The 25,973-nt window shown below is 71.1% G+C and carries 26 protein-coding genes; 10 read left to right on the top strand and 16 right to left on the bottom strand.

Translation table 11 applies throughout. From position 1 onward, the window contains the following. Positions 1-4: 4 nt before the first annotated feature. Positions 5-2,293: a tetratricopeptide repeat protein gene (locus NGK70_RS19570; RefSeq protein ID WP_251970156.1), complete on the bottom strand. Its 2,289-nt coding sequence runs from the start codon at positions 2,291-2,293 to the stop codon at positions 5-7. 241 nt (positions 2,294-2,534) lie between these two features. Here NGK70_RS19570 and NGK70_RS19565 point away from each other — a divergent pair, with 241 nt between their 5' ends. The 3 genes from NGK70_RS19565 (at position 2,535) to NGK70_RS19555 (ending at position 5,310) form a co-directional block, all read left to right on the top strand. Then, positions 2,535-3,170, top strand: a complete 636-nt coding sequence (locus NGK70_RS19565; RefSeq protein ID WP_428985535.1) for a YbhB/YbcL family Raf kinase inhibitor-like protein — start codon at positions 2,535-2,537, stop codon at positions 3,168-3,170. Between the two features lie 25 nt (positions 3,171-3,195). Next, positions 3,196-3,693, top strand: coding sequence for a rhodanese-like domain-containing protein (locus tag NGK70_RS19560; protein WP_251970155.1), 498 nt, complete (start codon positions 3,196-3,198; stop codon positions 3,691-3,693). Between the two features lie 108 nt (positions 3,694-3,801). Then, entirely contained in the window at positions 3,802-5,310 is a 1,509-nt protein-coding gene (locus NGK70_RS19555; RefSeq protein ID WP_251970154.1) for a tetratricopeptide repeat protein, read from the top strand. Between the two features lie 19 nt (positions 5,311-5,329). Here the strand turns inward: NGK70_RS19555 and NGK70_RS19550 are convergent, their stop codons facing one another. The 4 genes from NGK70_RS19550 to NGK70_RS19535 are packed head-to-tail and all read right to left on the bottom strand — an operon-like array spanning position 5,330 to position 9,614. After that, positions 5,330-6,649, bottom strand: coding sequence for a hypothetical protein (locus tag NGK70_RS19550; protein WP_251970153.1), 1,320 nt, complete (start codon positions 6,647-6,649; stop codon positions 5,330-5,332). Continuing rightward, positions 6,646-7,476 carry an outer membrane lipoprotein-sorting protein gene (locus NGK70_RS19545; protein WP_428985534.1) on the bottom strand — a complete coding sequence of 277 codons (831 nt, stop codon included), beginning with the start codon at positions 7,474-7,476 and terminating at the stop codon, positions 6,646-6,648. The genes NGK70_RS19550 and NGK70_RS19545 overlap by 4 nt, the downstream gene beginning before the upstream one ends. Before the next feature lie 9 nt (positions 7,477-7,485). Continuing rightward, positions 7,486-8,886 (bottom strand): ABC transporter permease, encoded by a 1,401-nt coding sequence (locus tag NGK70_RS19540; protein WP_251970152.1) that lies wholly within the window; start codon positions 8,884-8,886, stop codon positions 7,486-7,488. Continuing rightward, positions 8,883-9,614, bottom strand: a complete 732-nt coding sequence (locus tag NGK70_RS19535) for an ABC transporter ATP-binding protein (RefSeq protein WP_251970151.1) — start codon at positions 9,612-9,614, stop codon at positions 8,883-8,885. Before NGK70_RS19535 ends, NGK70_RS19540 begins: the two co-directional genes overlap by 4 nt. Before the next feature lie 156 nt (positions 9,615-9,770). On the opposite strand from NGK70_RS19535, the gene NGK70_RS19530 reads away from it, so the two are divergent. Further along, positions 9,771-10,679 (top strand): helix-turn-helix domain-containing protein, encoded by a 909-nt coding sequence (locus NGK70_RS19530; RefSeq protein WP_251970150.1) that lies wholly within the window; start codon positions 9,771-9,773, stop codon positions 10,677-10,679. Positions 10,680-10,706: 27 nt separating this feature from the next. Here NGK70_RS19530 and NGK70_RS19525 read toward each other — a convergent pair whose 3' ends face one another. From NGK70_RS19525 to NGK70_RS19515, 3 genes are all read right to left on the bottom strand, one after another. Beyond that, entirely contained in the window at positions 10,707-11,168 is a 462-nt protein-coding gene (locus tag NGK70_RS19525) for a DUF4231 domain-containing protein (protein WP_251970149.1), read from the bottom strand. A gap of 125 nt (positions 11,169-11,293) precedes the next feature. Continuing rightward, entirely contained in the window at positions 11,294-11,530 is a 237-nt protein-coding gene (locus NGK70_RS19520) for a hypothetical protein (RefSeq protein ID WP_251970148.1), read from the bottom strand. An 85-nt stretch (positions 11,531-11,615) separates the two neighbouring features. Next, the gene (locus tag NGK70_RS19515) at positions 11,616-11,819 is read right to left on the bottom strand and encodes a hypothetical protein (protein ID WP_251970147.1); all 204 of its coding nucleotides are present in this window, start codon (positions 11,817-11,819) and stop codon (positions 11,616-11,618) included. 152 nt (positions 11,820-11,971) lie between these two features. On the opposite strand from NGK70_RS19515, the gene NGK70_RS19510 reads away from it, so the two are divergent. Beyond that, positions 11,972-13,069 (top strand): hypothetical protein, encoded by a 1,098-nt coding sequence (locus tag NGK70_RS19510; protein ID WP_251970146.1) that lies wholly within the window; start codon positions 11,972-11,974, stop codon positions 13,067-13,069. 33 nt (positions 13,070-13,102) lie between these two features. Here the strand turns inward: NGK70_RS19510 and NGK70_RS19505 are convergent, their stop codons facing one another. From NGK70_RS19505 to NGK70_RS19490, 4 genes are all read right to left on the bottom strand, one after another. Beyond that, entirely contained in the window at positions 13,103-13,585 is a 483-nt protein-coding gene (locus NGK70_RS19505) for a glutathione peroxidase (RefSeq protein ID WP_251970145.1), read from the bottom strand. Positions 13,586-13,650: 65 nt separating this feature from the next. After that, on the bottom strand, positions 13,651-14,385 hold the full coding sequence (locus NGK70_RS19500) for a PaeR7I family type II restriction endonuclease (RefSeq protein ID WP_251970144.1): 735 nt from the start codon (positions 14,383-14,385) through the stop codon (positions 13,651-13,653). A 44-nt stretch (positions 14,386-14,429) separates the two neighbouring features. After that, positions 14,430-16,130 (bottom strand): Eco57I restriction-modification methylase domain-containing protein, encoded by a 1,701-nt coding sequence (locus NGK70_RS19495; RefSeq protein ID WP_251970143.1) that lies wholly within the window; start codon positions 16,128-16,130, stop codon positions 14,430-14,432. Positions 16,131-16,269: 139 nt separating this feature from the next. After that, positions 16,270-17,013 carry a hypothetical protein gene (locus NGK70_RS19490; RefSeq protein ID WP_251970142.1) on the bottom strand — a complete coding sequence of 248 codons (744 nt, stop codon included), beginning with the start codon at positions 17,011-17,013 and terminating at the stop codon, positions 16,270-16,272. Between the two features lie 220 nt (positions 17,014-17,233). Here NGK70_RS19490 and NGK70_RS19485 point away from each other — a divergent pair, with 220 nt between their 5' ends. Further along, on the top strand, positions 17,234-18,256 hold the full coding sequence (locus tag NGK70_RS19485) for a Bug family tripartite tricarboxylate transporter substrate binding protein (protein WP_251970141.1): 1,023 nt from the start codon (positions 17,234-17,236) through the stop codon (positions 18,254-18,256). 94 nt (positions 18,257-18,350) lie between these two features. Here the strand turns inward: NGK70_RS19485 and NGK70_RS19480 are convergent, their stop codons facing one another. After that, positions 18,351-19,313: a cation diffusion facilitator family transporter gene (locus NGK70_RS19480; RefSeq protein ID WP_251970140.1), complete on the bottom strand. Its 963-nt coding sequence runs from the start codon at positions 19,311-19,313 to the stop codon at positions 18,351-18,353. A 145-nt stretch (positions 19,314-19,458) separates the two neighbouring features. Beyond that, positions 19,459-19,740, bottom strand: a complete 282-nt coding sequence (locus tag NGK70_RS19475; protein WP_251970139.1) for a hypothetical protein — start codon at positions 19,738-19,740, stop codon at positions 19,459-19,461. Between the two features lie 217 nt (positions 19,741-19,957). On the opposite strand from NGK70_RS19475, the gene NGK70_RS19470 reads away from it, so the two are divergent. Further along, complete coding sequence (locus NGK70_RS19470) at positions 19,958-20,968, top strand: UDP-2,3-diacylglucosamine diphosphatase (protein WP_251970138.1); 1,011 nt, start codon at positions 19,958-19,960, stop codon at positions 20,966-20,968. Between the two features lie 14 nt (positions 20,969-20,982). Beyond that, positions 20,983-21,660: an HD domain-containing protein gene (locus NGK70_RS19465; RefSeq protein WP_251970137.1), complete on the top strand. Its 678-nt coding sequence runs from the start codon at positions 20,983-20,985 to the stop codon at positions 21,658-21,660. Between the two features lie 57 nt (positions 21,661-21,717). Here the strand turns inward: NGK70_RS19465 and NGK70_RS19460 are convergent, their stop codons facing one another. Further along, positions 21,718-22,362 carry a GNAT family N-acetyltransferase gene (locus tag NGK70_RS19460; RefSeq protein ID WP_251970136.1) on the bottom strand — a complete coding sequence of 215 codons (645 nt, stop codon included), beginning with the start codon at positions 22,360-22,362 and terminating at the stop codon, positions 21,718-21,720. Between the two features lie 187 nt (positions 22,363-22,549). On the opposite strand from NGK70_RS19460, the gene lplT reads away from it, so the two are divergent. After that, positions 22,550-23,809 carry a lysophospholipid transporter LplT gene (gene lplT / locus NGK70_RS19455; RefSeq protein ID WP_251970135.1) on the top strand — a complete coding sequence of 420 codons (1,260 nt, stop codon included), beginning with the start codon at positions 22,550-22,552 and terminating at the stop codon, positions 23,807-23,809. 6 nt (positions 23,810-23,815) lie between these two features. Here the strand turns inward: lplT and NGK70_RS19450 are convergent, their stop codons facing one another. Beyond that, positions 23,816-25,075 carry a glycosyltransferase family 4 protein gene (locus tag NGK70_RS19450; RefSeq protein ID WP_251970134.1) on the bottom strand — a complete coding sequence of 420 codons (1,260 nt, stop codon included), beginning with the start codon at positions 25,073-25,075 and terminating at the stop codon, positions 23,816-23,818. Between the two features lie 176 nt (positions 25,076-25,251). Between NGK70_RS19450 and NGK70_RS19445 the strand changes: the two genes are divergently transcribed. Then, a complete protein-coding gene (locus NGK70_RS19445; RefSeq protein ID WP_251970133.1) occupies positions 25,252-25,878 on the top strand; it encodes a hypothetical protein in 627 nt (208 codons plus the stop codon). Positions 25,879-25,973 lie beyond the last annotated feature (95 nt).

Raw genomic sequence — 25,973 nt, 5'->3', positions numbered from 1 at the left:
TGATTCACTTCTCAGCGTCGGCCATCTTCTTCAAAGTGGTCAGGAGTTGCTGGTCACTCGGTGCGAGGACGCCGTCATTCTTCATCGCTTGTATCGCCTGGTATGCATCCTTCCACCGCACGCTTGAGCCAGGAACCAGAGCCAACTTCACCAGAGACGCCACCACCTCGCGCCGGGCCTCGGCCGAGCTGGGGTTGTCAGTGGCCAGACGCTGGCGGATCTGGAAGCTTTCGGTGTAACTGGCGCGTGCGCCTGCAAAGTCTGCCGAGGCAAGCTGCACATTGCCAAGCTTGTTCAGGCTGGCCGCAACGTCGCGCCTAGCTTTGGCCGAGCTGGGGTTGTCGGCGGCCAGGCGCTGGCGGATCTGCAGGCTTTCGGCGTAGCTGGCGCGTGCACCGGCCAGGTCACCGGCGGCTTGCTGCACGTCGCCGAGATTCTCCAGGCTGAACGAGACGTCGCGTCGTGCCTCGGCCGAGCTGGGGTTGTCGGCGGCCAGGCGCTGGCGGATCTGGAGGCTTTCGGCGTAGCTGGCGCGCGCGCCGGCCAAGTCGCCGGCAATTCTCTGCATGTTGCCGATATTGTTTAGGCTGACCGAGATGTCGCGATTTGCCTCGGCCGAGCTGGGGTTGTCGGCGGCCAGGCGCTGGCGGATCTGCAGGCTTTCGGCGTAGCTGGTGCGCGCGGCGGCCAGATCACCGGCGGTTTGCTGCACCTCGCCCAGCCTGTCCAGGCTGACCGAGACGGCGCGCTGGGCCTCGGCCGAGCTGGGGTTGTCGGCGACCAGGCGCTGGCGGATCTGCAGGCTCTCGATGTAACTGGCGCGCGCGCCGGCCAGGTCGCCGGCGACTTGTTGCACGTCGCCGAGCCTTTCCAGGCTGACCGAGACGGCGCTCTGGGCCCACGCCGACCCGGGGTCGTCGGAGGCTAGGCGCCGGTCGATCTGGAGGCATTCGGCATAGTGGGCGCGCGCGCCCGACAAGTCGCCGGCAGCTTGTTGTACGTCGCCGATCTTCATCAAACTGACCGAGAGGTCGCGCCGGGCCTGGGCTGAGCTAGGTTTGTCGGCGGCCAGACGCTGAAGGATCTGGTGGCTTTCGGTGTAGCTGGCGTGCGCGCCGGCTAGGTCGCCGGCGGCTTGCTGGAGGTTGCCGAGCATGCTCAGACTGACCGAAACGTCGCGGCGAGCCTCGGTTGAGCTGGGGTTATCGGCGGCCAGGCGCTGGCTGATCCGCAGGCTCTCGATGCAACTGGCACGCGCGCCGGCCAGGTCGCCGGCGGCCTGCTGCACGTCGGCGAGTTCCTTCAAGCTGAGCGAGACGTCGCGCTGGGCCACTTCCGAGCTGGGATTGTCGGCGGCCCGGCGTTGGCGAATCTGCAGGCTTTCGGCGTAGCTGGTGCGCGCGCCGGCCAGGTCGCCAGCGGCTTGCTGGATGTTGCCCAGATCAGAGGCTGCCCAGGCGCGCTCGCGGTCGGTGGTGGCTGCGGCGCGTGCGCGCTGGGCGGACTCGAGCGCCGGCTGGGTGCGGCCCGCTTCCTGCCGCAGCCGGGTGAGGTAGATCCAGGTCTCGAAATGCGCCGGGTCGCGCTCGGCGGCCGCTTCCCATTCCTCCAGCACCGTCAGCGTGGTGACGCCCGGGTCGGCGCGGTCCTTCATGTCGGCGGCGAGGGCGGCCTGCTCGCGGTGGCGGGCGGCGGCGCGCAGCTTCACGGCCTTTTCGCCGGCCGCTTCTTCGATGCGGGTGAGTTCCTTCAGCGTGGCGAAGGCGCCGCTGCGGTCGCCGTCGGCGTAGCGCTCCAGCGCGGCGCGGCGCTCGGGGTTGGGGGAGTTGGCCAGCTCGGCGACTAGGCGGCGGTACTCGGCCAGTTCGGCCTGGAAGGCGCGGTCGCGGCCGGTCAGCTCGGTCACCAGGCGTTCCCGCTCGGCGGTGACACCGGCCAGCTCGGTGCGCAGCTGAGCCATCTGGGTGGATCCGGCCTGGGCGGCGGCCAGGCTGCGGCGCAGCTGGCGGTCCTTGCGTTCGAGTTGGTCGAGCAGGTCCTGCTCGCGCTCGTCGGCCTTGCGCTGCGCCCGGGCCAGCGAAGCAGCGCGGTCGAGCACCAGGCGCTGGACAAGTTCGGTGGCTTTGGCGTCGAGGTCGGCGGAGGCGGCGGTCAACACCGCGGGGTTGGCGGGCGGCGCGGCGGGCCACGCTGTTGGCGATGCCAGTGCCAACCCCAGCGCGGCCAGCATCGGCCAGCCCCTGCTCGACGTGCCCTGGCGCCCCTTGGGCGCCTCCCTCCAGTGGTTTGTCATCGCCATCCCCTCGTGCAGCGCAGCCGCTCAGCCGCACCCTGCGGCCTGACTGATTGCCTGAAAATGGAAGATAGCGCAGAACGGTGGCTTTCACGGCCACCGATCGACCGCCGCTGAATCGGCTCCGCCCCGGGTTTGCGTGCACTGGCCGAACCCGCCGCCTTTGGCAAGATTGAAACGTCCGATCCGCCGGCGTGGCCGGTGCCTGGATCGTGCGGCTCACTTTCTGGAGGATCTCCCCATGAACCCACTGCCCCTGCTTCGTTCGACCGCCGCGGCCTGCGGCCTGGCGGCTGCCGCGCTGATGGCGGGCTGCGCCGGCACGCCCTCGGTGGGCGGCGCGGCGGCCTTCACGCTCAGCAGCCCGGACATCGCCGCTGGCAGCACGATCGACAACGCCTACGTGCTCAACGGCTTTGGCTGCAAGGGACAGAACCTGTCGCCGGCGCTGGTCTGGTCGAACGTGCCGGCGGGCACGAAGTCGTTTGCGGTGCAGGTGTACGACCCCGACGCGCCCACCGGCAGCGGCTTCTGGCACTGGGCGGTCTACAACATCCCGGCCAACGTCACCTCGTTGGCGCGCGGCGCGGGCAATGCACCGGCCGGTCTGCCGGCGGGGGCGAACGGCGGCCACAGCGATTTCTTCGATACCGGCGCCACCGGCGCCAACGGCAACTGGGGCGGCCCCTGTCCGCCGGTGGGGGACAAGCCTCACCGCTATGTCTTCACCGTCTTCGCGCTGGGCGTGGACAACCTGCACGCCGCGGCGGGCATCCCGAAGACGGGCTCGGCGGCGCTGCACGGCTTTGTGCTGAACAAGGGGCTGGGTGCCGGGCTGCTGGGCAAGGCGTCGTTCACGGCCTACTACGGGCGCTGAACGACATGCGGGCTGGAGTGGTGCCATGACGATGACGACAAACGACGAGCAGCCGCCCCGCCGCTACGCCGACCTGCTTGCCGACGCCCGCACCCGCGTGCGCGAGATCAAGCCCTGGGACCTGGCGGCGCGGCTGCAGCAGCCCGGCCCGGCGCCGCTGCTGGTGGACGTGCGCGAGCCGGCGGAGTTCGCCGCAGCGCGCATCGCTGGTGCGGTCAATGTGCCGCGCGGGGTACTGGAGCAGGCCTGCGAGTGGGACTACGACGAGACCGAGCCCGCGCTCGCCGCGGCCCGGGACCAGGAGGTGGTGGTGGTCTGCCGCTCCGGCAACCGCTCGCTGCTCGCGGGTGATGTGCTGCAGCAGCTGGGTTTCAGCCGGGTGGTGTCGCTGGCCACCGGGATGCGCGGCTGGAACGACTTCGACCAGCCGGTGGTGGATGGCAGCGGTGCGCCGGTGGATGGCGACGAGGCCGAGCAACGCCTCGCGGCCCGGGTGCGGCCGGACCAACGGCGCCCCAGGTAGCTTCAGGCGCCGATTGACGCGGCCCCGGGAGGGGTCGAAGATGCATTGCAGACCGGTTCTTTCAGATCGAACCGGGCGCTTCGTCTCCGACATTCCAGGAGGGTCCGCATGAGCACATCCACTTCCAGCGACGACCGCCAATCGCCGCTGCCGGCCGACCGCATGCAGGAGCTGGAGCGCACCTGCTTTGTCATCATGCCCTTCGGCAAGAAGAAGGTGGGTGACCGGGAGGTCGACTTCACCGCGCTGTACAAGGAGGTCTTCGAGCCGGCGATCGAGTCGACCCAGACGCCTGAGGGCAAGAAGCTGATCGCCGCGCGCACCGACATGGACGCCTTCTCGGGCTCCATCAACCAGGAGATGTTCGAGTACATCATGTACAGCCGCATGGCCTTTGCGGACATCAGCGGCTTCAACCCGAACGTGTTCTACGAGATCGGCGTGCGCCACAGCTCGCAGGAGTCGGGCACGGTGCTGTTCCGGCAGAAGGGGCACGCGATCCCCTTCGACATCACGACGATCAAGGTCTTCGAGTACGACGATGCGGCGCCGCAGCAGGAGGCGTCGCGCGACTTCATCGGCAAGGTGCTGGGCGACTCGCTCAAGCGCAACCGCCTCGACAGCCCCGTGCGGCTGGCGCTGCGGGCGCAGTATGGCGGTGGTGGCAGCGGTGGCAGCGGTGGCCGGGCGACCGGCGCGGTGCCGGCTCCCGCATCGGCATCTGCCGTGGCAACGGCCGGTACACCCGAGCCGGCCCCCGGCCCGAGCGCCGACGACTGGCGTCGCCAGGAGGTGGAGCGCTTCATGCGCGATGCCGAGGACGCGCTGCGCTTCAACGACCTCGCGCAGGCTGGCATGCACTACTGGGGCGCGCTTCGCTTCGCCCCGATGAACCTCATCGCCCGCATGCGCCTGGGGCTGATCCTCAAGCGCCAGGGGCGCATGCACGAGGCGCTGGAGGAGTTCGTGACGCTCACCAAGCTGGCGCCCAGCTACGCCGAGGCCTGGAAGGAAAAGGGCGTGGTCGAAGGCCTGATCGCCCGTGCCTTCAAGGCCGACAAGCGGCCCCTCTGGCTGCCCGATGGCGTGGCTTCGCTCACCCGTGCGCGCGACCTGAACCAGGAGGACTTCGACACCTGGTCCTCGCTCGGCGGCGTGATGAAGAACGTGCGCAAGGACAGCGCCCAGGCGCTGGCGATGTATCGCCGCGCGGCGCAGATTTCCGACGACCATCCCTACCCGCTGCTCAACGCCTTGCGCCTGCAGGCCCAGGCCGACGGCGGGCTTGACCTGACCGTGCCCGCCGTGCAGGCCTCGCTCGCCAAGGCCCGCCAGCTGCGGCTGGGCCAGACCCAGGCCGAGCCGCCGGCCGACACGCCTTGGTGCTTCTTCGATCTGGCCGAGATCGCGCTCTACCAAGGCGATGTGGCGGGTTTCACGGACGCCGTCGACGCCGGCATCCGCGCCAGCGTGCAGGGCTGGCAGCTCGACACCTTCCTGCAATCCCTGCAGGGGCTGGCAGGCAACGCCGGCATCAAGGGCCTGTCGCGCGAGGCGCTGGCCAATGGGATCGCACAGCTGGAGGCGGCGAAGGCGGCTCAGGCAGCAAAGGCCTGAGCGTCGGCGGCGAAGGGCGTCACAGGTAGCGCCGCAGGCTCAGTTGCCAGACCTGTGACCGAGTCGCGGCGGCAAAGTCGCTCAGCGGCGTGCCGCTGGCGCGCTGCCATTGCAGGGCGAGGTCGACGCGCTCGCCGTGCCGGCGCAGTTCCAGCCAGTGCAGGCGGCTGCGGTCGTCGGGGTTGACGCGCAGCATGGCGCTCAGGTCGAGGTGCTGGGCGAGGGCATCCGGCCAGCTCGCGTAGACGGCCCAGAGCCGACGGGTGGTCAGCTCCTGGGCGTTGGCCGTCCAGCCGCGGTAGGCGGCGTAGGCGAGGGGGGATCCCTGCTGCAGCGCCTGCCAGGCGGTAGCAGTGGGCGCGGCGCGGTTGTGTGCGATCTCCAGCGTCAGCGAGAGCTTGTGCGGCGACGTCCAGGTCAGTCCGCTGCTCAGGCGCTGGTGGAAGCGCGGCGTTTCCGACGCACCCAGCGCCTGGGCGAGCTGGCTGCGGCTGCGCCCGCCGGTCCATTCGGCGAAGGCGGTGGTGGCGTCGCCGAGCAGGGCCGACAGGTTCAGTCCGGCCTGCGGGGCCTGGCCTTCCTGCGCGAGCAGCAGGGCCTGAGCGCTGAAGCGCTCCTTCCAGTGGCCGTCGAGGTTGGGGCTCCAGGCCAGCAGCGCGCGGTGGCGGGCGTTGCTGGCGCCGGTGTCGAGCGAGAAGGGCGCGTCGCTGGGTTGCGGGTGGGCCGACAGGCGCGGCGAGAGTACCCAGGTCATCGCGCCGGCATCGCCGAGGTGGCGGCCGCGCAGCATCACGGCGCCCTGCCGGTTGCGCTTCAGGCTGTTCGGGTCGGCCGAGACCTGCGATCGCAGCGAACCGGCGCGGAACACATCGGTGGGGTTGTAGCCGGTGGCCACGCCGAAGTGGGCGCGCACGCGGCCGAGGTCGAGGGTCTGCGCTGCATCGATCTGCCCGCTGGCGTAGGCCTCCTGCAGGGTGTGGAGGGCGTTCTGCTCCTTGCCTGGCTGCGCCGGCCAATCCAGGTCGAGCCGGTTGGCGGCCACGAAGCGCCAGCCGGGCGCCAGCGCAGTGTCGAGCTGCAGGGCCAGGCTCAGGCGCTGGGTGCCCAATGTCCCGCCGCCCGCCCAGGTCGCCCGCCGGGCCTGGCCGGCCGCCGCTTCGATGTGGCCCTGCCAATCGCGCGCCGGGGCCGCGGCGGGCGCAGGCGTGCGATCGGCGAGCTGCAGGGCGTCGAGGTCGCTGGGGGCATCGGTCTGCGCGGTGGCTGCCGAGCCCCACCCAGCGAGAGCCGCGAGCAGCAGAGCGCGCAGCCGCGGCGTGAGGATCAGGGGCGGCCTCACGGTTTGAATTGAGGGAGGAACTCGCGCTGCAGCCAGGCATCCGGCACTTCGCGCTGCACCCAGTCCGTGTAGCGCATCACCGTGACCCAGCCGGGGTCGAGGCCGTCGATGATCACCGTCTCGGTCGGGCGCTCCTGGCCGAGCTGGCGCTGCCAGCGGCGGAAGTAGGCCGTCTTGAGCAGCTGGCCGCTGGCGGCGAGGTAGCGGGCCTTGAGCGGCTGGCTGGTCCCCGTGTCCACCCAGAGCTCGATGAGCGGGTAGCTGGCCTCGGCCACCGTGGCCTGCAGGCGGAGCTTGTGGCAGCGGCGCGGCCGACGCTCGCCGTCGGTGATCTCCTCCTCGGCGACCCATTCGGCGCGGTGCTCGCGTGAGAGGTTGACGGTCACCACGTCGCCATTGGAGGCTTGGCCGAGCAGGCGCTGCTGCGGCGACAGGCGGATGCTGGCCTTGCTGGCGGGGTCGAAGAACCAGAGGTCGCGTCCGGCGTAGAGCATCAGCTTGCCGGCGTCACGCGCCGGGGCGACGAAGCGCACCAGGCTACGGAAGGGCCCGCGCTCCGGGTCGGCCTTGGCGACGATCGCCAGCGTCAGGCTGTCGGTCTGCTGGCCGTTGCGGTACTCGGTGAGGGTGTTGGTCAGGCCGAACGGGACCTCCGGATTGCGCACCGCATCGCTGGCGGCCAGGATGGCCTGGGCGCTGGGTGCGGCGGATGCGGCGAATGCGATCGACAGGGTCGAGGCCAGCGGCAGCACGGGCCAGACGGCGAGCCCGCGCAGGACGTGGCGGCGAGGCAGGGACGAAGCAGGCAGCATGGTCATGGCAGTCATGGCATCTCCTCAGGCATGCCGCAGCGCGTCGACGATCTGCAGCCGCGCCGCGCGCCGCGCCGGCCACCAGGCGGACAGGCCGGCCACCGCGACCAGCCCGGCGGCGCTGCCGGCCAGCATCGACCAGGCGCCCCAGACGCGCACCTGCAGCGGGTAGGCGTAGACGTAGCCGGGCGGTGTCCAGGTCAGCCCGCTGCGGTTGATCAGCCAGCCCCACCCCAGCGCGGCCAGCGTGCCGAGCACCGTGCCAGCCAAGCCGAGCAGCAGGCCCTCGGCGACGAAGAGCCGGCGGATGCCGCTCTGGCGCTGGCCGATGGCGCGCAGCGTGCCGATCTCGGTGGTGCGCTCCAGCACCGCCATGCTCATGGTGTTGCCCACTGTGAAGAGCACGATCACGCCGATCAGCGTGGCCATGAAGCCGAACACCGAGTCGAAGAACTCGATGGTCTGGCCGTACACCGGCGCCAGGGTCTGGAAGTCCACCACCGCCAGGTCGCGCCCCTGCCACTCGCCGTCCAGCAGCTGCTGCAGCCGCGCGCGCGCCGCTGGCATCTGCGCGGTGTGATGCAGCTGCAGCTGGATCGCGGTGACCTGCGCCTCGGCCGCGCCGTAGACCAGCCGCTGGGCCTGCGCCAGGTGCAGGATGGTGAAGCTGTCGTCGAACTCCTTGAGGCCGAAGTTCTCCGCCTTCACCACGTTCAGGTCCACCACGTTGGGCGCGCCCTGGACGGTGGCGGCCAGCATCTCGATGCGGGTGGCGTGGTTGACGTCACTGGCCGCGGCCGGTCGGGCCTCCTGGGCAGACAGCGCCGCGAGGTCCTCCGGCAGGGCCGGGCCCGAGGCGGCTGGGGCCACGCGGGCGGGCGCCGGGCAGGGCTGCACGCCCAGCGCCTGGCAGAGCTGGAGCTTGCGCGCCACGCCGGTGCCGATCACCACCGAGTCGGCGGGCGTGCCCAGCAGCGACATCGGCGGGGTGTAGCTGGCCGCGCCGTAGTCGTCCCACTGGCGCAGCACGGCCTGCTCCGGTGCGATCACGCCCACGGAGGCGACGTTGGTGGACAGCGCGGCCGAGAAGTGCCCGGCGATGCCGCCGAGCTGCAGCTTGGGCGTCACCATGGTGAGCAGCGGCGCCAGCACCGGGTCGCGGCGGATCTGCTCGATCAGGCGTGGGTAGTCGGCGATGCCGTAGGCCGCCGGGTTGCCGCTGCCGTAAAGGAAGTAGTCGCGCCGCTGCAGCTGCAGGTGGCCGTGCAGCTGTACGTAGCCGGTCTCCATCGCGTACATCGTGTTGCCGGCGTAGCCGCCGAACAGCAGCGTGGCGCACAGGCCGATCACCATCGCCAGCAGCGTGGCCAGCGAGCGGCGGCGGTTGCGCAGCAGGTTGCGCAGAGCGAGGTCGATGGTGTTCATGCCGACACCTCCTCGAGCGTTTCGGAGGCACCTGCGGCACGTTCCACCGCGGTGATGCGCCCGTCGCGCAGGAAGACCCGGTCGTCCGCCGCCGCCAGCACCTGCGGGTCGTGCGAGGAGAACACGAAGGACACCTGCTGCTCGCGCTGCATGCGCCGCATCAGCGCGATGATGGCCGCGCCGGTGGCACTGTCGAGGTTGGCGGTGGGCTCGTCGGCCAGCACCAGCGCCGGGGCACAGGCCAGCGCGCGGGCGATGGCCACGCGCTGGCGCTGCCCGCCGGAGAGCTGGCCGGGGCGGCGGTCGCCCAGCTCGGCCAGACCCACCGCGGCCAGCAGCTCGCGAACCCGCTCGCGCCGCCGCTGCGGGCTTGCGCCGGTGAGCCGCAGCGGGTACTCGATGTTCTCCGCCGCGGTCAGCACCGGCAGCAGGTTGAAGTTCTGGAACACGAAGCCCAGGTGGCGGGCGCGGAAGTCCGCCAGCGCGTCGTCGCTCAGCGAGCGCAGCGGCTGGCCGGCGACGATGACCTCGCCGGCACCCACACCAGCATCGGGCCGGTCGATGCCGCCGATCAGGTTCAGCAGCGTGGTCTTGCCGCTGCCCGAGGGGCCGCTGATGACGGTGAAGCAGTCGGCGCGGATCGTGAGGTCGATGTCGCGCAGGGCGGGCACGCCCACGCTGTCGAGGGAGTAGGTGCGGCAGACCTGCCGCAGGAGGACGGGATCCATGGATGGGGGGGGGCGGGAGGGCGAGTAGAGTGGCTGTGTGTGTGCGCCAGTGTGGCGAGCAGCGGCCGGCCGGTATTGAATGATTCCGACATCGCCGCTTGGCCGCTTCGCCCGCCGTCCCGCTGTCCTGGCGATTCGATCCCTTCCTTCCCGGCCATGTTCACCCCGCTCATCGACCGCGCCCTGGCGGCCCCGGCTGCGTCGGCCGCCCCTGCTGCCTTCCACGAGCCCCGCAGCGTGATGCTGCCGCCGCGGCTGTCGCTGGCCTCCTGCGTGCGTGGCCACATCGTGCGCCGCACGGTGGGTCTCCCGCTGGCGCCCGAGCAGCGTGCCAACCACTTCCCGGCCTCGCTGCTCTGCGCCATCCACTGGTTCTTCGAAGGCGAGGCCGAGGTGCTGCGGCGCGGCGACCAGGCCGTGCGGGAGTCCACCCCGCGGCTGTGCGTGATCGGCCCGCACCGCGTGCCGGTGGTCAGCCACAACCCCGGCGCGGTGGATGCGCTGATGGTGGCGCTGACGCCGATGGCGGTGGAGGCGCTCACCGGCGTGTCGATGGCCGACCTGGTTGACCGCGTGCTGCCCTTCGAGCAGGTCTTCGACGCCGAGTGGCAGGCCATGGCGCGCGCGGTGTTCGACGCGCCCGATGACGCCGACCGCATCCGCGTGGTGGAGGACTTTCTGGAACCCCGCTGGCTGGGCCTGCGCGACCAGTCGATTCCGCGCGCCACGCGCTACCGCTTCTGGGCCGAGAACCTGGCGCTGCGCGCCGCACAGTCCGGCGTGGGCAGCAGCCTGCGGCAGGTGGAGCGACGCATCAAGCGCTGGACCGGCCAGCCGCCGCGCGACCTGCGGCGCATGCTGCGCGCCGAGGAGTCCTTCTACCGCTGCGTGGCGGCCTACCAGCGCGGCGAAGTGGACTGGGCCACCGCAGCGCTGGACAGCGGCTACGCCGACCAGGCGCACCTGTGCCGCGAGGTGCGCCGCATCACCGGCCTGAGCCCGGCGGCGCTGCTGGCCGCCATCGAGCGCGAAGAGAGCTTCTGGATCTACCGGCTGGACCCGTAGCGGCACCGCCGTCCGGCGCAGCGCCGGTTACGGCTGCCCGTTCGGGCCAGCGCCGCCAGCCGGCGCGGCCTGCTTGGTTTCGGTCGCCCAGGTGGAGGTTTCCGACGCGAGCAGCGCCTCGACCCGATCCACCAGGGTGCGGAAGCGCTCGTCGCTGGCCATGTTGGCGTACGGGCCGCTGCCGCTGAGGTAGCGGAACTTCTCCTGCTTGAGCTGCTCAGCGGTGCCGCGGTAGCGGATCCAGTTCTCGTGGAACTTGAACAGCGACTGCGCACCGGTGGACAGCGCGATCGCCATGCCCAGCGCGCCGATGATCCAGTTGCCCTGCGGCACCTTCTCGCCCAGCCCGGTGAGGAAGGGGATCAGCGCCGCCGCGCTGATGTCGAGCATGCGCAGCCGGTTGAACCAGCTGCGGTTGTTGGCGCTCTTGGCGGAATACCACTTCAGCTGGTCGTCCAGCCGCTGATCCAGATACTCGCTGTCGGTCATCGTGCTTGCTCCTGCGCACCGGGCGGTGGTGAGCCGATGCCCACCTCATCCGTCCCGATCTGGAAGATATCGCAGCTTCAGCCAGGTGCAAGCGCCACGCCCGCCCGGCCCGCGCAATGCGCGTCTCAGCGCTGGCTGCGGCCCTTGCGGGGTTCCAGCTCCGCCAGCTGCGCCTTCAGCAGAATCAGCAGCGAGCGCGCATCCTTCTCGCTCAGGCTGATGATGGTACCGAGCGTGGCGTCCCCGTCACCGCCACGGGGCTTCGGGCTGGGCAGCACGAGGGCGTCAACATTCAGGTCCAGGCTGCCGTGGTCGTGGGTGATCGACTTGAGGCGCTGGATCTCGATCTGGTAGGTCTTCATCGTCGGTTCGGTGCACGGGCCTGCGAGGCCGGAACAAAGCGGGAGTGTCGCAGGTTGGCACGCAGCCGGTCCCCGTGCGCTGCGTTCAGCGGTGGTGGGGCGAGAGCGAGGCGTCCGGCAGCTCGTCGGTGGTGCTGTGGCGCACCGCTGCCGGTGGCAGGGGACGCAGCATGCCGATCAGCCGGGCGGCACGCGCAGCGGAGTGGGCATTGAGCGGCAGGGCCGGGGCGGCGTCCGGCTGTGCCTGGGGCGCGATCGGGTGCGGCAAGGTGGGGTTCCAGAATCTCATCGCCGCATTGGAGCCCGCCGGCGCGGCCCAGACGTCGCCTGGCGTGAACGGCGGTAAGCATCGGTCAGCGCCCCACGGCGCACCGATACGCCTGCTCACCGCTGGATATCGCTGGACACTGCGCAGAGGCGCGTGGCGGGACAGACTCCACCATGGTCGATCCCGATTCCCCCCTCTCCGATGCCTGCGCCCGGCGGCGCACCCTGCTGCTGGGCAGCCTCTCCGGCCTGTGGCTGGCGGCCTGCGGGGGCGGCGCTGCCGAGGATCCTTCGCCAGCTCCCTCGCCGTCCCCCGCCCCATCACCCGCCCCGGCCCCGCTGCCGGCCGGGCGGCAGTACGGCCAGTTCAGCGCCGCGAGCCTGGGCGCCAACGCCGACCTGAATGGCGCCCAAGCCTTCCCGGCCGACAACGCCTGGAACACCGACATCTCCACCGCCGAGGTGGACCCGGACTCGGACGCCCTGATCGCCAGCATCGGCCTCGCCACCGGCCTGCACCCCGACTTCGGCTCCGGCACCTGGGCCGGCGCGCCCATCGGCATTCCCTACGTCGTCGTGGCGGGCAGCCAGGCGCCCGTGTCGATCCGCTTCACCGCCTACGGTGACGAGAGCGACCCCGGCCCCTATCCGGTGCCAGCCGACGCGCCGGTGGAAGGCGGCTCGGCCGCGACCGGCGACCGCCACGTGCTGGTGATCGACCGGGACCATCACCGCCTCTACGAGCTCTACCGCGCCTTTGTGCAGCCTGATGGCAGCTGGGCAGCCGACTCCGGCGCGGTGTTCCACCTCGACAGCAACACTGTGCGCCCCGGTGGCCAGCCTGGCTGGACCAGCGCGGACGCCGCCGGGCTGCCCATCTTCCCCGGGCTGGCACGCTGGCAGGAAGCCGCCGCCGGGCCGGGCGGCATCCGCCACGCGCTGCGCTTCACCGTGGCGCGCACCCGCAGCGCCTACCTGGCGCCGGCCACGCACTGGGCCAGCAGCGACGCCTCCGCCAACCTGCCGCCCATGGGCATGCGCGTGCGCCTGAAGGCCGGCTATGTGATCCCGGCCGGCTTCAGCACCGCCACCCGCGCGCTGCTGAGCGCCATGAAGACCTACGGGATGATCGTGGCCGACAACGGCAGCAGCTGGTACGTCAGCGGCGCACCCGATCCACGCTGGGACAACGACGCGCTGGTCAGCGAGCTGGCCCAGGTCAAGGGCAGCGACTTCGAGGTGGTGCGCATGAGCGGCGTGGTGAGCGCCTGAGCCTGCGACCTGTGCGCGAGCGCTGTGCGGCGATCAGCGCGACAGCAGTGCCTCGATCTCGCCAGCCAGGCTCTCCGGCTTGTCGGTGGGGGCATGGCGTGACACCACCTGACCCTGCGCATCGACCAGGAACTTGGTGAAGTTCCACTTGATGCCCTCGGTGCCCAGCAGGCCGGGCGCCGCCTTCTTCAGCTGCTGGAACAGCGGGTGCGTGCCGCTGCCGATGACCTCCACCTTGGCGAACATCGGGAAGGTCACGTCGTAGGTCAGGCTGCAGAAGCTGCTGATCTCGGCCTCGTCGCCCGGCTCCTGGTGGCCGAACTGGTCGCAGGGAAAGCCCAGCACCGCAAAACCCCGGTCCCGGTAGCGCCGGTACAGCGCCTCCAGCCCCGCGTACTGCGGCGTGAAGCCGCACTTGCTGGCCACGTTGACGATCAGCAGCACCTGGCCGGCGTACTCCGCCAGCGTCTGCAGCTTGCCGTCGATGCGGCGGACTTCGGTGTCGTGGATCGTCATGGCAGATGGGTTGAGTGATGCCGCGTGGGCAGGGGGTGAGGGGAGAGCCGCTGCAGTTTGGCGCACTACCGTGCGGCCTCTGCAGCAACATGGCCAGCCAGCGAGGCGACGAAGGATCGCAAGCCCGTCATGGTGGACAGTTCGCGATAGGCGCCGTCGGCCTGGGCGGATCGAGGTGTGGCGAGCACCGCTGCAGCCGAATAGAGCTGCTCCTGGACCAGCTTCCTGCACAGGATCTCGTAGCGTTGCAGGTACGACGAGCCGGCGAATTCTTGGAACACAGGGAAGTGCGCGGACGCATCCCGAACCGCTGCGTTGGACCTCGGCGCATCTTCCACCACCATCAGCCAGCCCACGAAGGGCCGCTCTTGCTGGCCGAATGCACCATCCCGGTAGGCCGTCCACAAATCGTGCGAGGTCCCGATGGCCTCTTCGGTGCGATTGTTGAAATTGTTACCGAATGACGGGCCGACGTGGCTCTTGAACTCCAGCGCCGCGACCAGCCGCCCCTGGTGGATCACCAGCAGGTCCCACAGTTTGGTCGGCCGAAAGAAACCGGGGAGTGTCAGGACAGCGCGCTGACGGTGGATCTGCGCGTTCGGCAAGCCATTGGCTCTGACCAGATCGCTCACCAGATCGGCGAAGCGGTCCAGGTTCTTGCCGCCGGTGACCCCGGCGCGTTCTCCCTGGTCGGATTTGCCCGACTCCCGCTGTTTGCGTTTGGCGTCATCGCGAGACTGCCAGAACGAGCGCATGGCGGCCTGCGCTTTGGCCTCGAAGTCACACAGATCCAGCGCCATGCAGCCTGTCTCCTGTCAGATGGGTTGGTCGTCGCTGGAAATGTTCAAGAACCCAGCGACGCAGCCTCATCCGCGCTGAGCCTGTAGAGTTCGCGAGCAGCTGCGTTGCAGGCGGCCAGATCGAGTGCCGTCGCTGCGCTGGCAAGCCGCTGGCGCATGCCTTTGGGCACCTCGGCCCAGCGTGGCAGGCGGATGCGGCGCAGGTACTGGGCTTGGAAGCGTAGGAAACCGCCTCGCATCGTCGTGGAGTAAGCGGCGACGAACTGCCGCGCCACGTCCGACAGCAGCACCGCCTGCAGGGCGCGCAGGTCCCACTCGTCAGACACCACGTGATAGAGGTTGTGGTGCGGGTACAGCTCCCCGCGCTCGAAAACCACATGCGCCGAACCCTTGATGTCGGGGATCAGCAGCTTGGGTCGGCTGGCCAGTGCAGGGGTGATGCGATCGATGGTCCGATACCAGTTCGCCGGGTTCTTCCGCGCGACGTGGCGGCCGGCGATCGCCTCGCGGTGCCTTGTCAGGTGGGCACGCAGCCTCGGATAGTGCGCCAGATCGGCGAGGCGACCATCGTCCTCGAACGGGTTGACCACGCCAAGGCCCTGCCAGCGTACCTCCCCACTGGCAATGTCACGGGTCATGGCCAGCGGCAGCTTGCGCGAGGGCTCTACGTCCAGCTCGGCCATGGGGGCAATGAAGGCCCTGTCGGCGCCCGTGGCCACACCGATGCCAACCTTGCAACCGGCCTCTTCCAACGTGGGGAACTCGGCCTCCAGGCGTCGCAGCAGGCCACGCCGGCTGGAGGAGCCCAGCACCCAGGGTTCGGCCCCGAGCCCGGCCTGCTCCACCATCGATACCGCCGCAGCCACGTCGGGCTGCCCATTGCGCAGCACGCCGGCCAACTGCGACAAGGCCGGCGCGGTGAGGTTCGGTGGCTTCGCCACCAGGGTGGGTCCCGGCGTGGCCCGCTCGATCAGGGTGATGGCCGGGTAGGCGATCACGTCCGTTTCGAAAGCGGGGGTGTCCACCATGTCCACGTAGGCCTTGAGATGGAACGCCTTGGCCACCATGGCGCGCAGCGGGCCGCCATAGCGGTTCTTCGTCCACCGATCGGCGCAGATGAACGAGAACTGCCCGCCCTGCGCCAGCAGGCCGAGCGACCGCTCGATGAAGGGCACGTACAGGTCTGCGCGGTCATAGAGCGAAGCGTAGCGGCGCCGGTACTCTGCCAGCAGCGCCGCGGGGATCAGCTCCTGGCGCACATAGGGCGGGTTGCCGACGACGACGTCGAAGGGGCCGGGCAGATCGCAAAGCAGGAAGTCGCCGTGTAGCAGCCAGGCGTCGGCCAGCCTGCGTGCTTCGCGGGGATCGAAGCCGGCTCGTTCGAGCCGTTCAATCGTGCGGGCCTTTGTCCGCACGAACGTGCTGGCGTGCAGTTCCACGCCGCGGATGCAACCGGCCAGATCGGCGTCGTGGCTCCCGGCAGACCGGACCGAGGCAACCAGACGCTCCACGGCCGCCAGCAGGAACTCGCCCGAGCCGAAGGACGGTTCGAGCAGCCGCAGGCCGTGCAGCCGCCGATCCGCGGTGTAGCCTGCCAGGTCGAGCATGAAGTCCACCACCTCGCCACGGGTGAAGACGGCACCTCGCTCGTTGTGGTCGGAGCCGTGTGCCAGGCGTTCCACCGCAGCGGCGATGGGGCACATGCCCGGGAGGCCGGGTTGTTCGAGGGACAGGGTGAGCGCCATGGCGTCGTGGAGGTTGAGCCGGATTATCCGGCCGGGCCGCTTGCTTCGGCGTCAGCGGCTGGAGATGACGCGCTGGGGCCGCGGGCCATGGCAGGGGCGCCGCAAGCGTGTCCAACACGCCTGGGGTCATCGCTCTCGGTCATCGCCCTCGTTCGTCGCCATCGTTCGTCGCATAAGGCAGCAGCGCCTTCGCCGCCTCGATGCGCAGCGCCAGCGCCACCTGCTCGTCACGCATCACGTCGAGCAGGAAGGCCTGCGGATCCCGCGGGCGCGGCGCTGAAGGAGGCGCCACGCTGCCTGCTGGCACGGGGGCGGGGGGTGCCGCTGCGTCGGGGAGGGCCTCGGCGGGCTCCAGCTTGGCCATCGCTTCGTCGAAGGCCGCCGGCTCGATGCTCGCCAGCCGCGCCAGCAGTTCGGCCTGGCCGTCCGGGTTGGGCGGGATGTCCAGCCAGGGCTCGTCCTCGAACATCGGTGCCAGGTCGGCGGCGACAAAGGCGGACCAGCGTTCGCCGTCTGGCTGCAGCGCGGGCACGGGACCGGGCTGCGGCTCGATGCGGGCGGCGTCGGCCTGTTCGCCCAGGTAGCGCCGGCACAGCGCGGCGAGGAAGGCGTCGGCCTGCGCCGCGGGCCGGGCCTGCGCGAGCGAGAACCAGAGCTGGTAGCCGCGCTGTCCGTCCACCGCAATGGCCGGAGCGGGCAGGCCCAGGTCGGCCTGGACGCCCTGCCAGAGGCTGGCCAGCGCCGCCGACCCGCCCGGTCGGGCCAGGCCCAGCACCATGGCGCGCACCTGGCCTTGGTCATCCGCCAGGGCGGGCCAGAGCTCAGAGCCCGTGCCGGGCACACAGGCAAACAGGCGGTGCCATTGGATCGGGAGGCGACTCATCGGGGATCGGGCAGGGAGCCAAGAGAAGCGGTGGACGCTACCACTCTACGGGCAGTTGCCCGCCCTTCGCCGGGGTGAGGCCTCCGGCGCGCCCGGCGTGGGCCGTATCGACAGTGGGCGTTCGCCGGACTGACAGCGCCTTGACGGCTGAGTGACAGCTGTGAAAGCCGCCCTCGGGCAAGATCCTGCCTGTTGCATTCCCATACAGCGGAGACACCGCATGCACCCCCCGACCTCGTTCCCGTTCGCCGCCGATCTCGACCGCCGCCGCCTGCTCCAGCTGGGCGTGGCCACCACCGCCGGCTTCGGCGCCGGCCTGGCCTCGCCGCTGCTGCACGCCCAGCCGGCCTGGCCCAACCGGGCGATCCGCTTCGTCGTGCCCTTCGCGCCCGGCGGCAGCAGCGAGATCGTCGCTCGCACCACCGCGGTGGAGATGTCCAAGGTGCTCGGCCAGTCCGTGTACGTCGAGAACAAGCCCGGCGGCGCCGGCAACGTGGCGATGCAGGAGGTGGCCCGGGCCGACGACCAGCACACCGTCATCCTCGGCCACATCGGCACGCTCGCGGTCAACCCGTACATCTTCGACAAGCTGCCCTACGACGCCAACCGGGACTTCCGCCCGATCTCCCTGCTCGCCAAGGTGCCCAGCCTCTACCTGGTGCGCCCGGACCTGCCAGTGAAGAACCTGAAGGAGTTCATCGAGTACGCGCGCAGGAACCCCGGCAAGCTCAACTACGGCTCGGCCGGCAACGGCAGCGCCGGGCACCTGGCGATGGAGTACCTGAAGATGGCCACCGGCACCTTCATCCTCCACGTGCCCTACCGCGGCTCCGGCCCGCAGCTGACCGACCTGCTGGCCGGGCGGCTCGACGCCGCCTCGGTGGGCGCTCCGGCGGTGATGCAGTTCATCAAGACCGGCAAGCTGCGCTGCATCGCCACCGGCACGACCCAGCGCATCGCGCAGCTGCCCGACGTGCCCACCGTGGCCGAACAGGGCTTCCCCGGCTTCGAGATGACGCAGTGGTACGGCCTGCTGGCTCCGGCGTCACTGCCGCAGGCGGCGGCCGACAAGCTCGCCGCGGCCGCCGCCGCTGCGGTCAAGCAGCCCTCGGCCAGCGAGAAGCTCAGCGGCGATGCGGCCATCGCCGTGGGCGGCAGCCCGGCCGAGTTCGCGAAGTTCATCGCCGCCGAGCAGCAGCGCTGGAAGGCGGTGGTGGCGCGGGCGAAGATCAAGCCGGATTGACCGGCTGCGTCGTCTCACGCAGCGCCTGCGTCACCCGCAGTCCGGCGACGCGGCCCTGGCCGGTGCACCGAAGAGGGCGGCTCTGCGCATGCCTTCAGTGGGCAGCCACCCGCTGCGCCACCGCCGAGTGATCCAGGTCCGGCCGCTGCCAGGGGTCCACGTGGCTCATCAGGTTGAGCACGCGGTGGCGCTGCATCACGCGGGTGCGGGCCTCGACGGCGATGTGGTGGCCCTCTTCGACGCTGAGGGCGGCATCGACCTCGATGTGGGCGTCCACCACGATCATGTCGCCCATCTTGCGGGTGCGGATGTCGTGCACGCCCTGGATGCCGGGGGTGCCCTCCAGGGTGCTGCGGATGGCGGCGACCTCGGCCTCGTCGATGGCGCGGTCCATCAGGTCGTGCAGGGCGTCCCAGCCGAACTCCCAGCCCATCTTGGTGACCATGAAGCCGACGATGGCCGCGGCGATCGGGTCCAGGATGGGGTAGCCGGCCAGGTTGCCGGCGATGCCCACGCCCACGACGAGCGATGAGGCGGCGTCCGAGCGGGCATGCCAGGCGTTGGCCACCAGCATGCTGGACTTGACGCGCTTGGCCACCGCCAGCATGTAGCGAAACAGCCCCTCCTTGGCGATCAGCGCGCCACCGGCCACCCAGAGGGCCGCGGCGTGGACGGTCTGGACGCTGTCGGGCTGCTCCAGTTTCAGGAAGGCGGACCAGAGCATGCCCAGCCCCACCGCCAGCAGCAGCGCGCCGAGCACGAGGCTCGCGGCCGTCTCGAAGCGGTGGTGGCCGTACGGGTGGTCGGCGTCCGCGTCCTTCTGGCTGTGGTGGTTGGCGAAGAGCACGACGAAGTCGGCCACCAGGTCGGACAGCGAGTGGATGCCATCGGCCACCAGGCCCTGGGACTTGGTGAGCAGGCCGGCTGCGATCTGGGCGGTGGTCAGGACCAGGTTGACCGCGACGCTGACCCAGGTGCTGCGCGAGGCCGCTGCCGCGCGTTCCGCGGGGCTGTGGATGGGGTCGTCGGTGTCGTCCGGCGGGGGCGGGAAGGGCATGGCGGGGTGTGACGGGGCGCGTTGGTGGAGGCCGGCACGAGCGACCTCTTCACCCGCGAGCCTAGCGCGTCCGCCTGATGCGGCGATGACGGCGCTGCCCGCACCCGCACCCGGTGCAGCGGACGCCGGCCTGCCGGCCCGCCGCTCAGTTCGGCAGGGCCAGCGCCAGCTCGCCCCAGGTGGAGCTGGGTGCGTCGTCCGCGAGGTCGTCGACCAGTTCCACCAGGCCCTGCGAGGCCAGCCGCTCCACCACGCCGAGCAGCCACTGCGGGTCATGCTGCGGGTCGAGCAGACGCGACAGCGGCGTGAAGCCGGTCAGCCGCATCAGGATCCTTGCCTGCTCGGACGGTTGCACGTCGCAGTCCCACAGCAGCGCCTGGCCGGCGTTGCTGCGCTGGAAAACCTGGGTGAGACGGAGCAGGCTCATGGCGTTTTCCCCTATACACATCGACGGGGTCGATTCTGAGGCTGGATCCAGGGGTTCGGGCCATCCGATGCCTGCGCGCATCAGGAGCCGCAGGGGCGCGCTCGGGTTTCATCGGCCTGTCACGGGGGTCTGGCAGTGCTCCCGGGCGGCTCGCCCTGCCATGGAGTCTTCATGCTTCCTTCAAGCCCATGTCACGCGAGTCGCTCAGCATGGGTTCATGAATCGAGCCAACCTGACCGAGCTGGGCCGGCTTGCCGAGGCGGTGGCCGACGCGCATGCCGAGGCCACCCCGGGTGTCCCCACCGACGTTCCCCCGGAGGACGCCTCGACGCCGCTGCGCGTGCGCACCGTCTTCATCTCCGATGTCCACCTGGGCACGCCCGGCTGCCAGGCCGAGGCGCTGCTGGACTTCCTGCGCGTGGTCGAGTGCGAGCGCCTGTACCTGGTGGGCGACATCATCGACGGCTGGCAACTGCGCCGGCGCTGGTTCTGGCCGCAGGCGCACAACGACGTGGTGCAGAAGATCCTGCGCAAGGCGCGCAAGGGCACCCACGTGGTCTATGTGCCGGGCAACCACGACGAGTTCGCCCGGCGCTACCTGCAGCACAGCTTCGGCGGCGTCGAGGTGGTGGAGGACTGCATCCACGTCACGGCCGACGGCCGGCGCCTGTGGGTGATGCACGGCGATCTCTACGACGGCGTGGTGCAGTGCGCGCGCTGGCTGGCGCTGCTGGGCGACCACCTTTACGAGTTCACGCTCGAACTCAACCGCCACCTGAACTCGCTGCGCGCGCGCGTCGGGTTGCCGTACTGGTCGCTGTCGCGCTACCTCAAGCTCAAGGTCAAGCGGGCGGTGAGCTTCATCAGCGACTTCGAGGTGGCGGTGGCACGCGAGGCGCGCAAGCGCGGCGTCGATGGCGTGGTCTGCGGCCACATCCACCACGCCGAGCTGCGCGAGATCGACGGCCTGACCTATGCCAACGACGGCGACTGGGTGGAGAGCCTGACCGCGCTGGTCGAGCACGCCGACGGGCGGCTGGAGATCCTCGACTGGAGCGAACGGCTGCGCGAGCGTGCCGCGGCGGCCGTCGGCGTGGACCTGCCCATCGGCGTGGACCTACCGGTGCCCGTGGCGCCGGTCGCGGTGGCCGCAGCGGTCAAGGGGGTGACGGCCGTCGCCACGGCTGCCCGGGCCGCCGCCGGGTCATCGGCGCGTCACGCCGCCTGAGCAGCATTGGGGGCATGACGCCCCACCAGACCCTCGACCTGATTGCCGAACTGTTCCTGACCGAGGGCCACCGTCGCTACGACGCCCCCGAGGCGCGCCCCGACCTGCGCGGCGTCGACGTGCTGTCGCACTCGCTGCAGTGCGCCCAGCTGGCCGAATGGGCCCATGCCGATGCCGAGCTGGTCGCCGCTGCCCTGCTGCATGACCTGGGCCACCTGCTCGATGCGCGGCGCTGGGGGCTGGGCTGGCGCGATGACCTGCACCGCGCTGCTGCGGGCGGTGGCAGGGGAGGGGAGGAGGCCAGCCACGCGACCCGCGCGGTGCACCTGCTGCGCCAGGCCTTCCCGGACGAGGTCACCGAGCCGGTGCGCCTGCACGTGCAGGCCAAGCGCTACCTGGTGGGCTTCGATCGCCACTACCTGGAGGCGCTGTCGCCTGCGGCGCTGCACGGCCTGTCGCTGCAGGGTGGGCCGATGACCGCGATGGAGATGCGCCGCTTCGAGCTGGATGCGCACGCCGCGGCAGCGATCAAGCTGCGCATCTGGGATGACCTGGCGCAGCACCCGGGCAAGGCCACGCCGCCGCTGTCGCAGTACCTCGGCCTGCTCGAAGACCTGGTGCTGCAGACCGAGCGTCAGCGTGCCCGCCAGACCGTACGCAGCCTGCAACTGGCAATCCGCTTGATGGCCTGAAGGCCGGAGGGACAGACGGCCCGACGGCCCGACGGCTCGACGGCTCGACGGCCTGGCTCAGCCCGACGCGTCCGGCGCGGGTGGCAGGTCGAGCCGACGGCCGTGGCGGCTGTGGACCAGGTGCTCCAGGAAGCTGCGCCGCTGTGTCGCGGCCAGCGTGCCCCGGCCGGCCTTGCGCCGGGGGGCCAGGGCGAGCTTGCTCGCACCGGCCTCGCGAGCCAGGCCGGTGGCCAGCGTGATCAGGCGCCGCGGGATGGCGAGGTGGTGGGCGCCGGGGTGCACCACCAGGTCGTCCACCCAGCCGCTGCGGCTGCCGCCTTCGAGCAGCAGCGGCAGAAGGTACAGGGTGAGCGCGCCCAGCAGCTCGCCCTCGCACTCGGCCAGCCAGACCTGGGCACCGGCCGCTTCCATGGCCGCCCAGGCCCGCTCCAGCGTGGGGGCTGGGGTGCCGGCGCTGGCATCGTCGTTGTAGCCATCGGGCGGCGACCGGCCGTCCAGCCCGGTGGCGCGGTGCAGGACGGCCAGGGCGGGCAGGTCTGCCACGGTGGCGCGGCGCAGTTGCACGTTGGCACGGGCATCGGTGCGGCGCTCGTGGGCGGCCTTGAGCTTGCGCACCGCCTCCAGCGCGCGCTGCGGGTGCAGGGCCTGCACCGTGGCAGCGCCCAGCGCCTGGATCTTGCCGGGGGGACGGGGTGGCTTCATGGCAGGCTCGGGCAGTGAGGCGGCTGGGCCGCAGGGGCGGTTCTGCGCATCTTGCGCGCCGGATTTGACGCGGGCGTGAAGGCCGCCTTCACGGCGGTTTCACGGCGCTGTCAGCAGGCTGTCTTGCCGGCTGCCCACACTGCGGGGCTCTTTCTGCGCGGCCGCCCGGGCGCGCCAACGAGCTCCGATGCCGCCTGGTTTCCACGTCCTGATCGCCGCGCAGTTCGCTTCCGCGCTGGCCGACAACGCCCTGCTGATCGTCACCATCGCGCTGCTGCAGCAGCAGGGCCAGCCGCCCTGGCTGGCGCCGCTGCTGAAGTTCGGCTTCATGCTGTCCTATGTGGTGTTCGCGCCCTTCGTCGGGCCGCTGGCCGATGCCGTTCCCAAGGCGCGGCTGATGGCGGTGATGAACGGCGTCAAGGTGATCGGCGTGCTCGGGCTGTTGCTGGGCTGGCACCCGGTGCTGGCCTTCACGGTGGTGGGCTTTGGCGCGGCGGCCTACGCGCCAGCCAAGTACGGCCTGCTCACCGAGATCGTGCCGCCGCGCCAGCTGGTGGCGGCCAACGGCTGGGTGGAGGTGTCGGTGGTCTGCGCCGCGCTGCTGGGCACCGTGCTCGGCGGGCTGCTGGTGAGCCCCTGGCTGCTCGGCCTGGCGGCTGGCGCCGATGGGTGGCTGCCGGGCTGGGCCATTGCAGCGGGATCAACCGGGCCGGCCGGGCGCCTGACGCTATCGCTGGCGGCGCTGCTGGCGCTCTATGCGCTGGCGGGCGGGCTCAACATCGGCGTGCCCGCCAGCGGGGCGCGCTACCCGGCTTCCAGCATCCACCCGCTGCAGGTGCTGCGCGACTTCCGCCGCGCCAACCGCCTGCTGTGGCGCGATGCCGAGGGCGGGCTGTCGCTGGCCGTGACGACGATCTTCTGGGGTGTGGGCGCCACGCTGCAGTTCGCGGTGCTGCGCTGGGCCGCCGACGTGCTGCACCTGCCGCTGGACCAGGCCGCCTACCTGCAGGCGGCGGTGGCGGTGGGCGTGATCGCCGGGGCCGCGGCGGCGGCGCACCGGGTGCCGCTGGAGCGGGCCTGGCGCATGCTGCCGGCCGGCGTGCTGCTGGGGCTGATGATTCCCGTGGTGGCCAGCGCGGACCGGCTCGCCTGGGCGCTGCCCTGGCTGGTGGCGGTGGGCGTGGTGGGAGGCCTGCTGGTGGTGCCGCTGAACGCGCTGCTGCAGCACCGCGGCTGCACGCTGCTCAGCGCCGGCCGCTCGATCGCCGTGCAGGGCTACAACGAGAACGCCAGCGTGCTGGGCATGCTGGCGGTGTACGCCGCGCTGCTGTGGCTGGAGGTGCCGATCGTGCCGCTGATGTGGGGCTTCGGGCTGATGATCGCCGCCGCCATGGCGGGGCTGATGGCGCGGGAGCGGCGCCGTCGGCTCGCCAGCACCATGGCCTGAAAGGGTTCAGGCGCCGCTGCGCACCGCAGCCGGCAGGGCGGAGTCCGCGTTGCCGACATTCGCGCCGCGGCGCAGCACCACCTGGTGCAGCAGCGCCTCGAAGCGCGCCACCACCTCGTCCCAGCCCTGGTTGCGCATCGACTCGCGGGCCTGCCGGCCCATGGCCTGGCGGCGCTGCGGGTGGTCGAGCAACTCCGCCAGCGCGCGGCAGAAGGCCAGCGCGTCGCCAGGCGGAACGAGCAGGCCGTTCTCGCCGTGGCGCACCAGCTGCGACGCCGCGGCCTGGTCGAAGGCCACCAGCGCCAGGCCGCTGGCCATGGCCTCGGGGGTGACATTGCCGTAGGTCTCGGTCAGGCTGGGGAAGGCGAAGAGGTCGGCCGAGGCGTAGTGCGCCGCCAGGTCCTCCCCGCTGCGCTGGCCGGCAAAGACCGCCTGCGGGCAGCGCACCCGCAGCTCCTCGCGCAGCGGTCCGTCGCCCACCAGCACGAGGCGCGCGCGCGGGTGGCAGGCCTGCAGGGTGCGGAAGGCGCTCACCAGCGCCAGCAGGTTCTTCTCCGCCGCCAGCCGGCCCACGCACAGCAGCACGGGGTCGCCAGGCTGGGCGCCCCAGCTGGCGCGCAGGGCCTGGCTGCGCCGCTGCGGCGTGAACAGCGTGGTGTCCACGCCGCGCCCCACCACGCTCAGGTCAGTGAAGCCCTGGGCGGCCAGCTCGCGCCGCAGGGCGTCGGTGGGCACCATCGTGCCGTCGGTGCGGCGGTGGAAGGCGCGCAGGTAGTTCAGCACGATGCCCTGCAGCCAGCCGATGCGGTAGTGCCGGCTGTAGGCGTGGAAGTTGGTGCGGAAGTCCGAGGTCACCGGCAGGCCCAGGCGGCGCGCCGCGCGCAGGGCGGCCCAGGCCAGCGGGCCTTCGGTGGCCACGTGCACGAGGTCCGGCTGCCACTGCTGCCACTGCCGCTGCAGGGTGCCAGCGCGCGACCAGCCCATGCGCAGCTGAGGGTAGAACGGCAGCGGGCAGCCCGGCACGAGCTGTTCTTCCAGTCCGGCCAGGCCCGCGCCTTCCTGCCGGTTCGCCATGCGTTCGCCCTCGCCCTGGTGCGGGCGCAGCAGCTGGACGCGGTGGCCGCGCTGCAGCAGTCCCTGCACGAAGCGCGCGGCGGACAGCGCCACCCCGTTCACCTCGGGCGGCCAGGTCTCGGTCACGTAGGCGATGCGCAGCGGGCGCGGCGGGGCGCCGGACGGGCCGGCAGGGTCGGGCAGGGCGTCCATGCGCACATGGTGGCCGCCGGTCGCAACAGTTCGATGACAGTGGGGCCCGCGCTGCCGGCGCACTGCAGCAACTGACATGGGCCGGTCACGGTGGCTTCATGCGCGGTCGTCACGCTTGCGTCACGCGCCGCTGCAGCCGCAGTGGGGCGCCTGCCGTTCATCCATCGAGGTAACCCGTGTCCACCGTGCCCACTGTTTCCACCTTCCTGCAAACCCTGGCCACCCAGCGCTGGGACGACCACCGCTACTACCACCAGAGCCGCATCAACCAGACGCTGCACCTGGTCAGCGCCTGCTCCTTCCTGGTGGCCTATGTGCTGCTGTTCACCGACCCGGCGATGGCCGCGATCGTCGGCTGGGGCGTCTCGATGGTCACGCGCCAGTCGGGCCACTTCTTCTTCGAGCCGCGCGGTTTCGACCAGGTCAACCAGGTCACCGACGAGTACAAGGAGGAGGTCAAGGTCGGCTTCAACATGCAGCGCAAGTCGGTGCTGCTGGGCGTGTGGGCAGCGATCCCGCTGCTGCTGTGGCTGCAGCCCGCGCTGTTCGGCCTGATCGAGCCGGGCGTCGGCTTCGAGGGCTGGCTGCATGACGTGGGCATTGCCTGGCTGGCGCTGGCCGTCACCGGCATCGGCTTTCGCGTGCTGCAGCTGAGCCTGCAGGGCCGGCCGCTGCAGGGGCTGATCTGGGTGACCAAGATCCTCACCGACCCCTTCCACGACATCGTGCTGTACCACCGTGCGCCGCTGGCTCTGCTGCGCGGCGAGCGCCTGGACCCGATGGTGCATGTGCGGCCGCACTGACGGGACCCACCCCCTACGCGCTTCGCGCGCCCCCTCAAGGGGGCAACGCCAGCGGCCCGGCAAAGCCGGTTCCGCGGCGTTCGCTGGCCGTGGCT

This window comes from Sphaerotilus microaerophilus (genome assembly GCF_023734135.1).
GTDB lineage: Bacteria > Pseudomonadota > Gammaproteobacteria > Burkholderiales > Burkholderiaceae_C > Sphaerotilus > Sphaerotilus microaerophilus.
The sequence above is the reverse complement of the archived record's forward strand: the minus strand, read 5'-3'. Positions and strand labels throughout refer to the sequence as shown.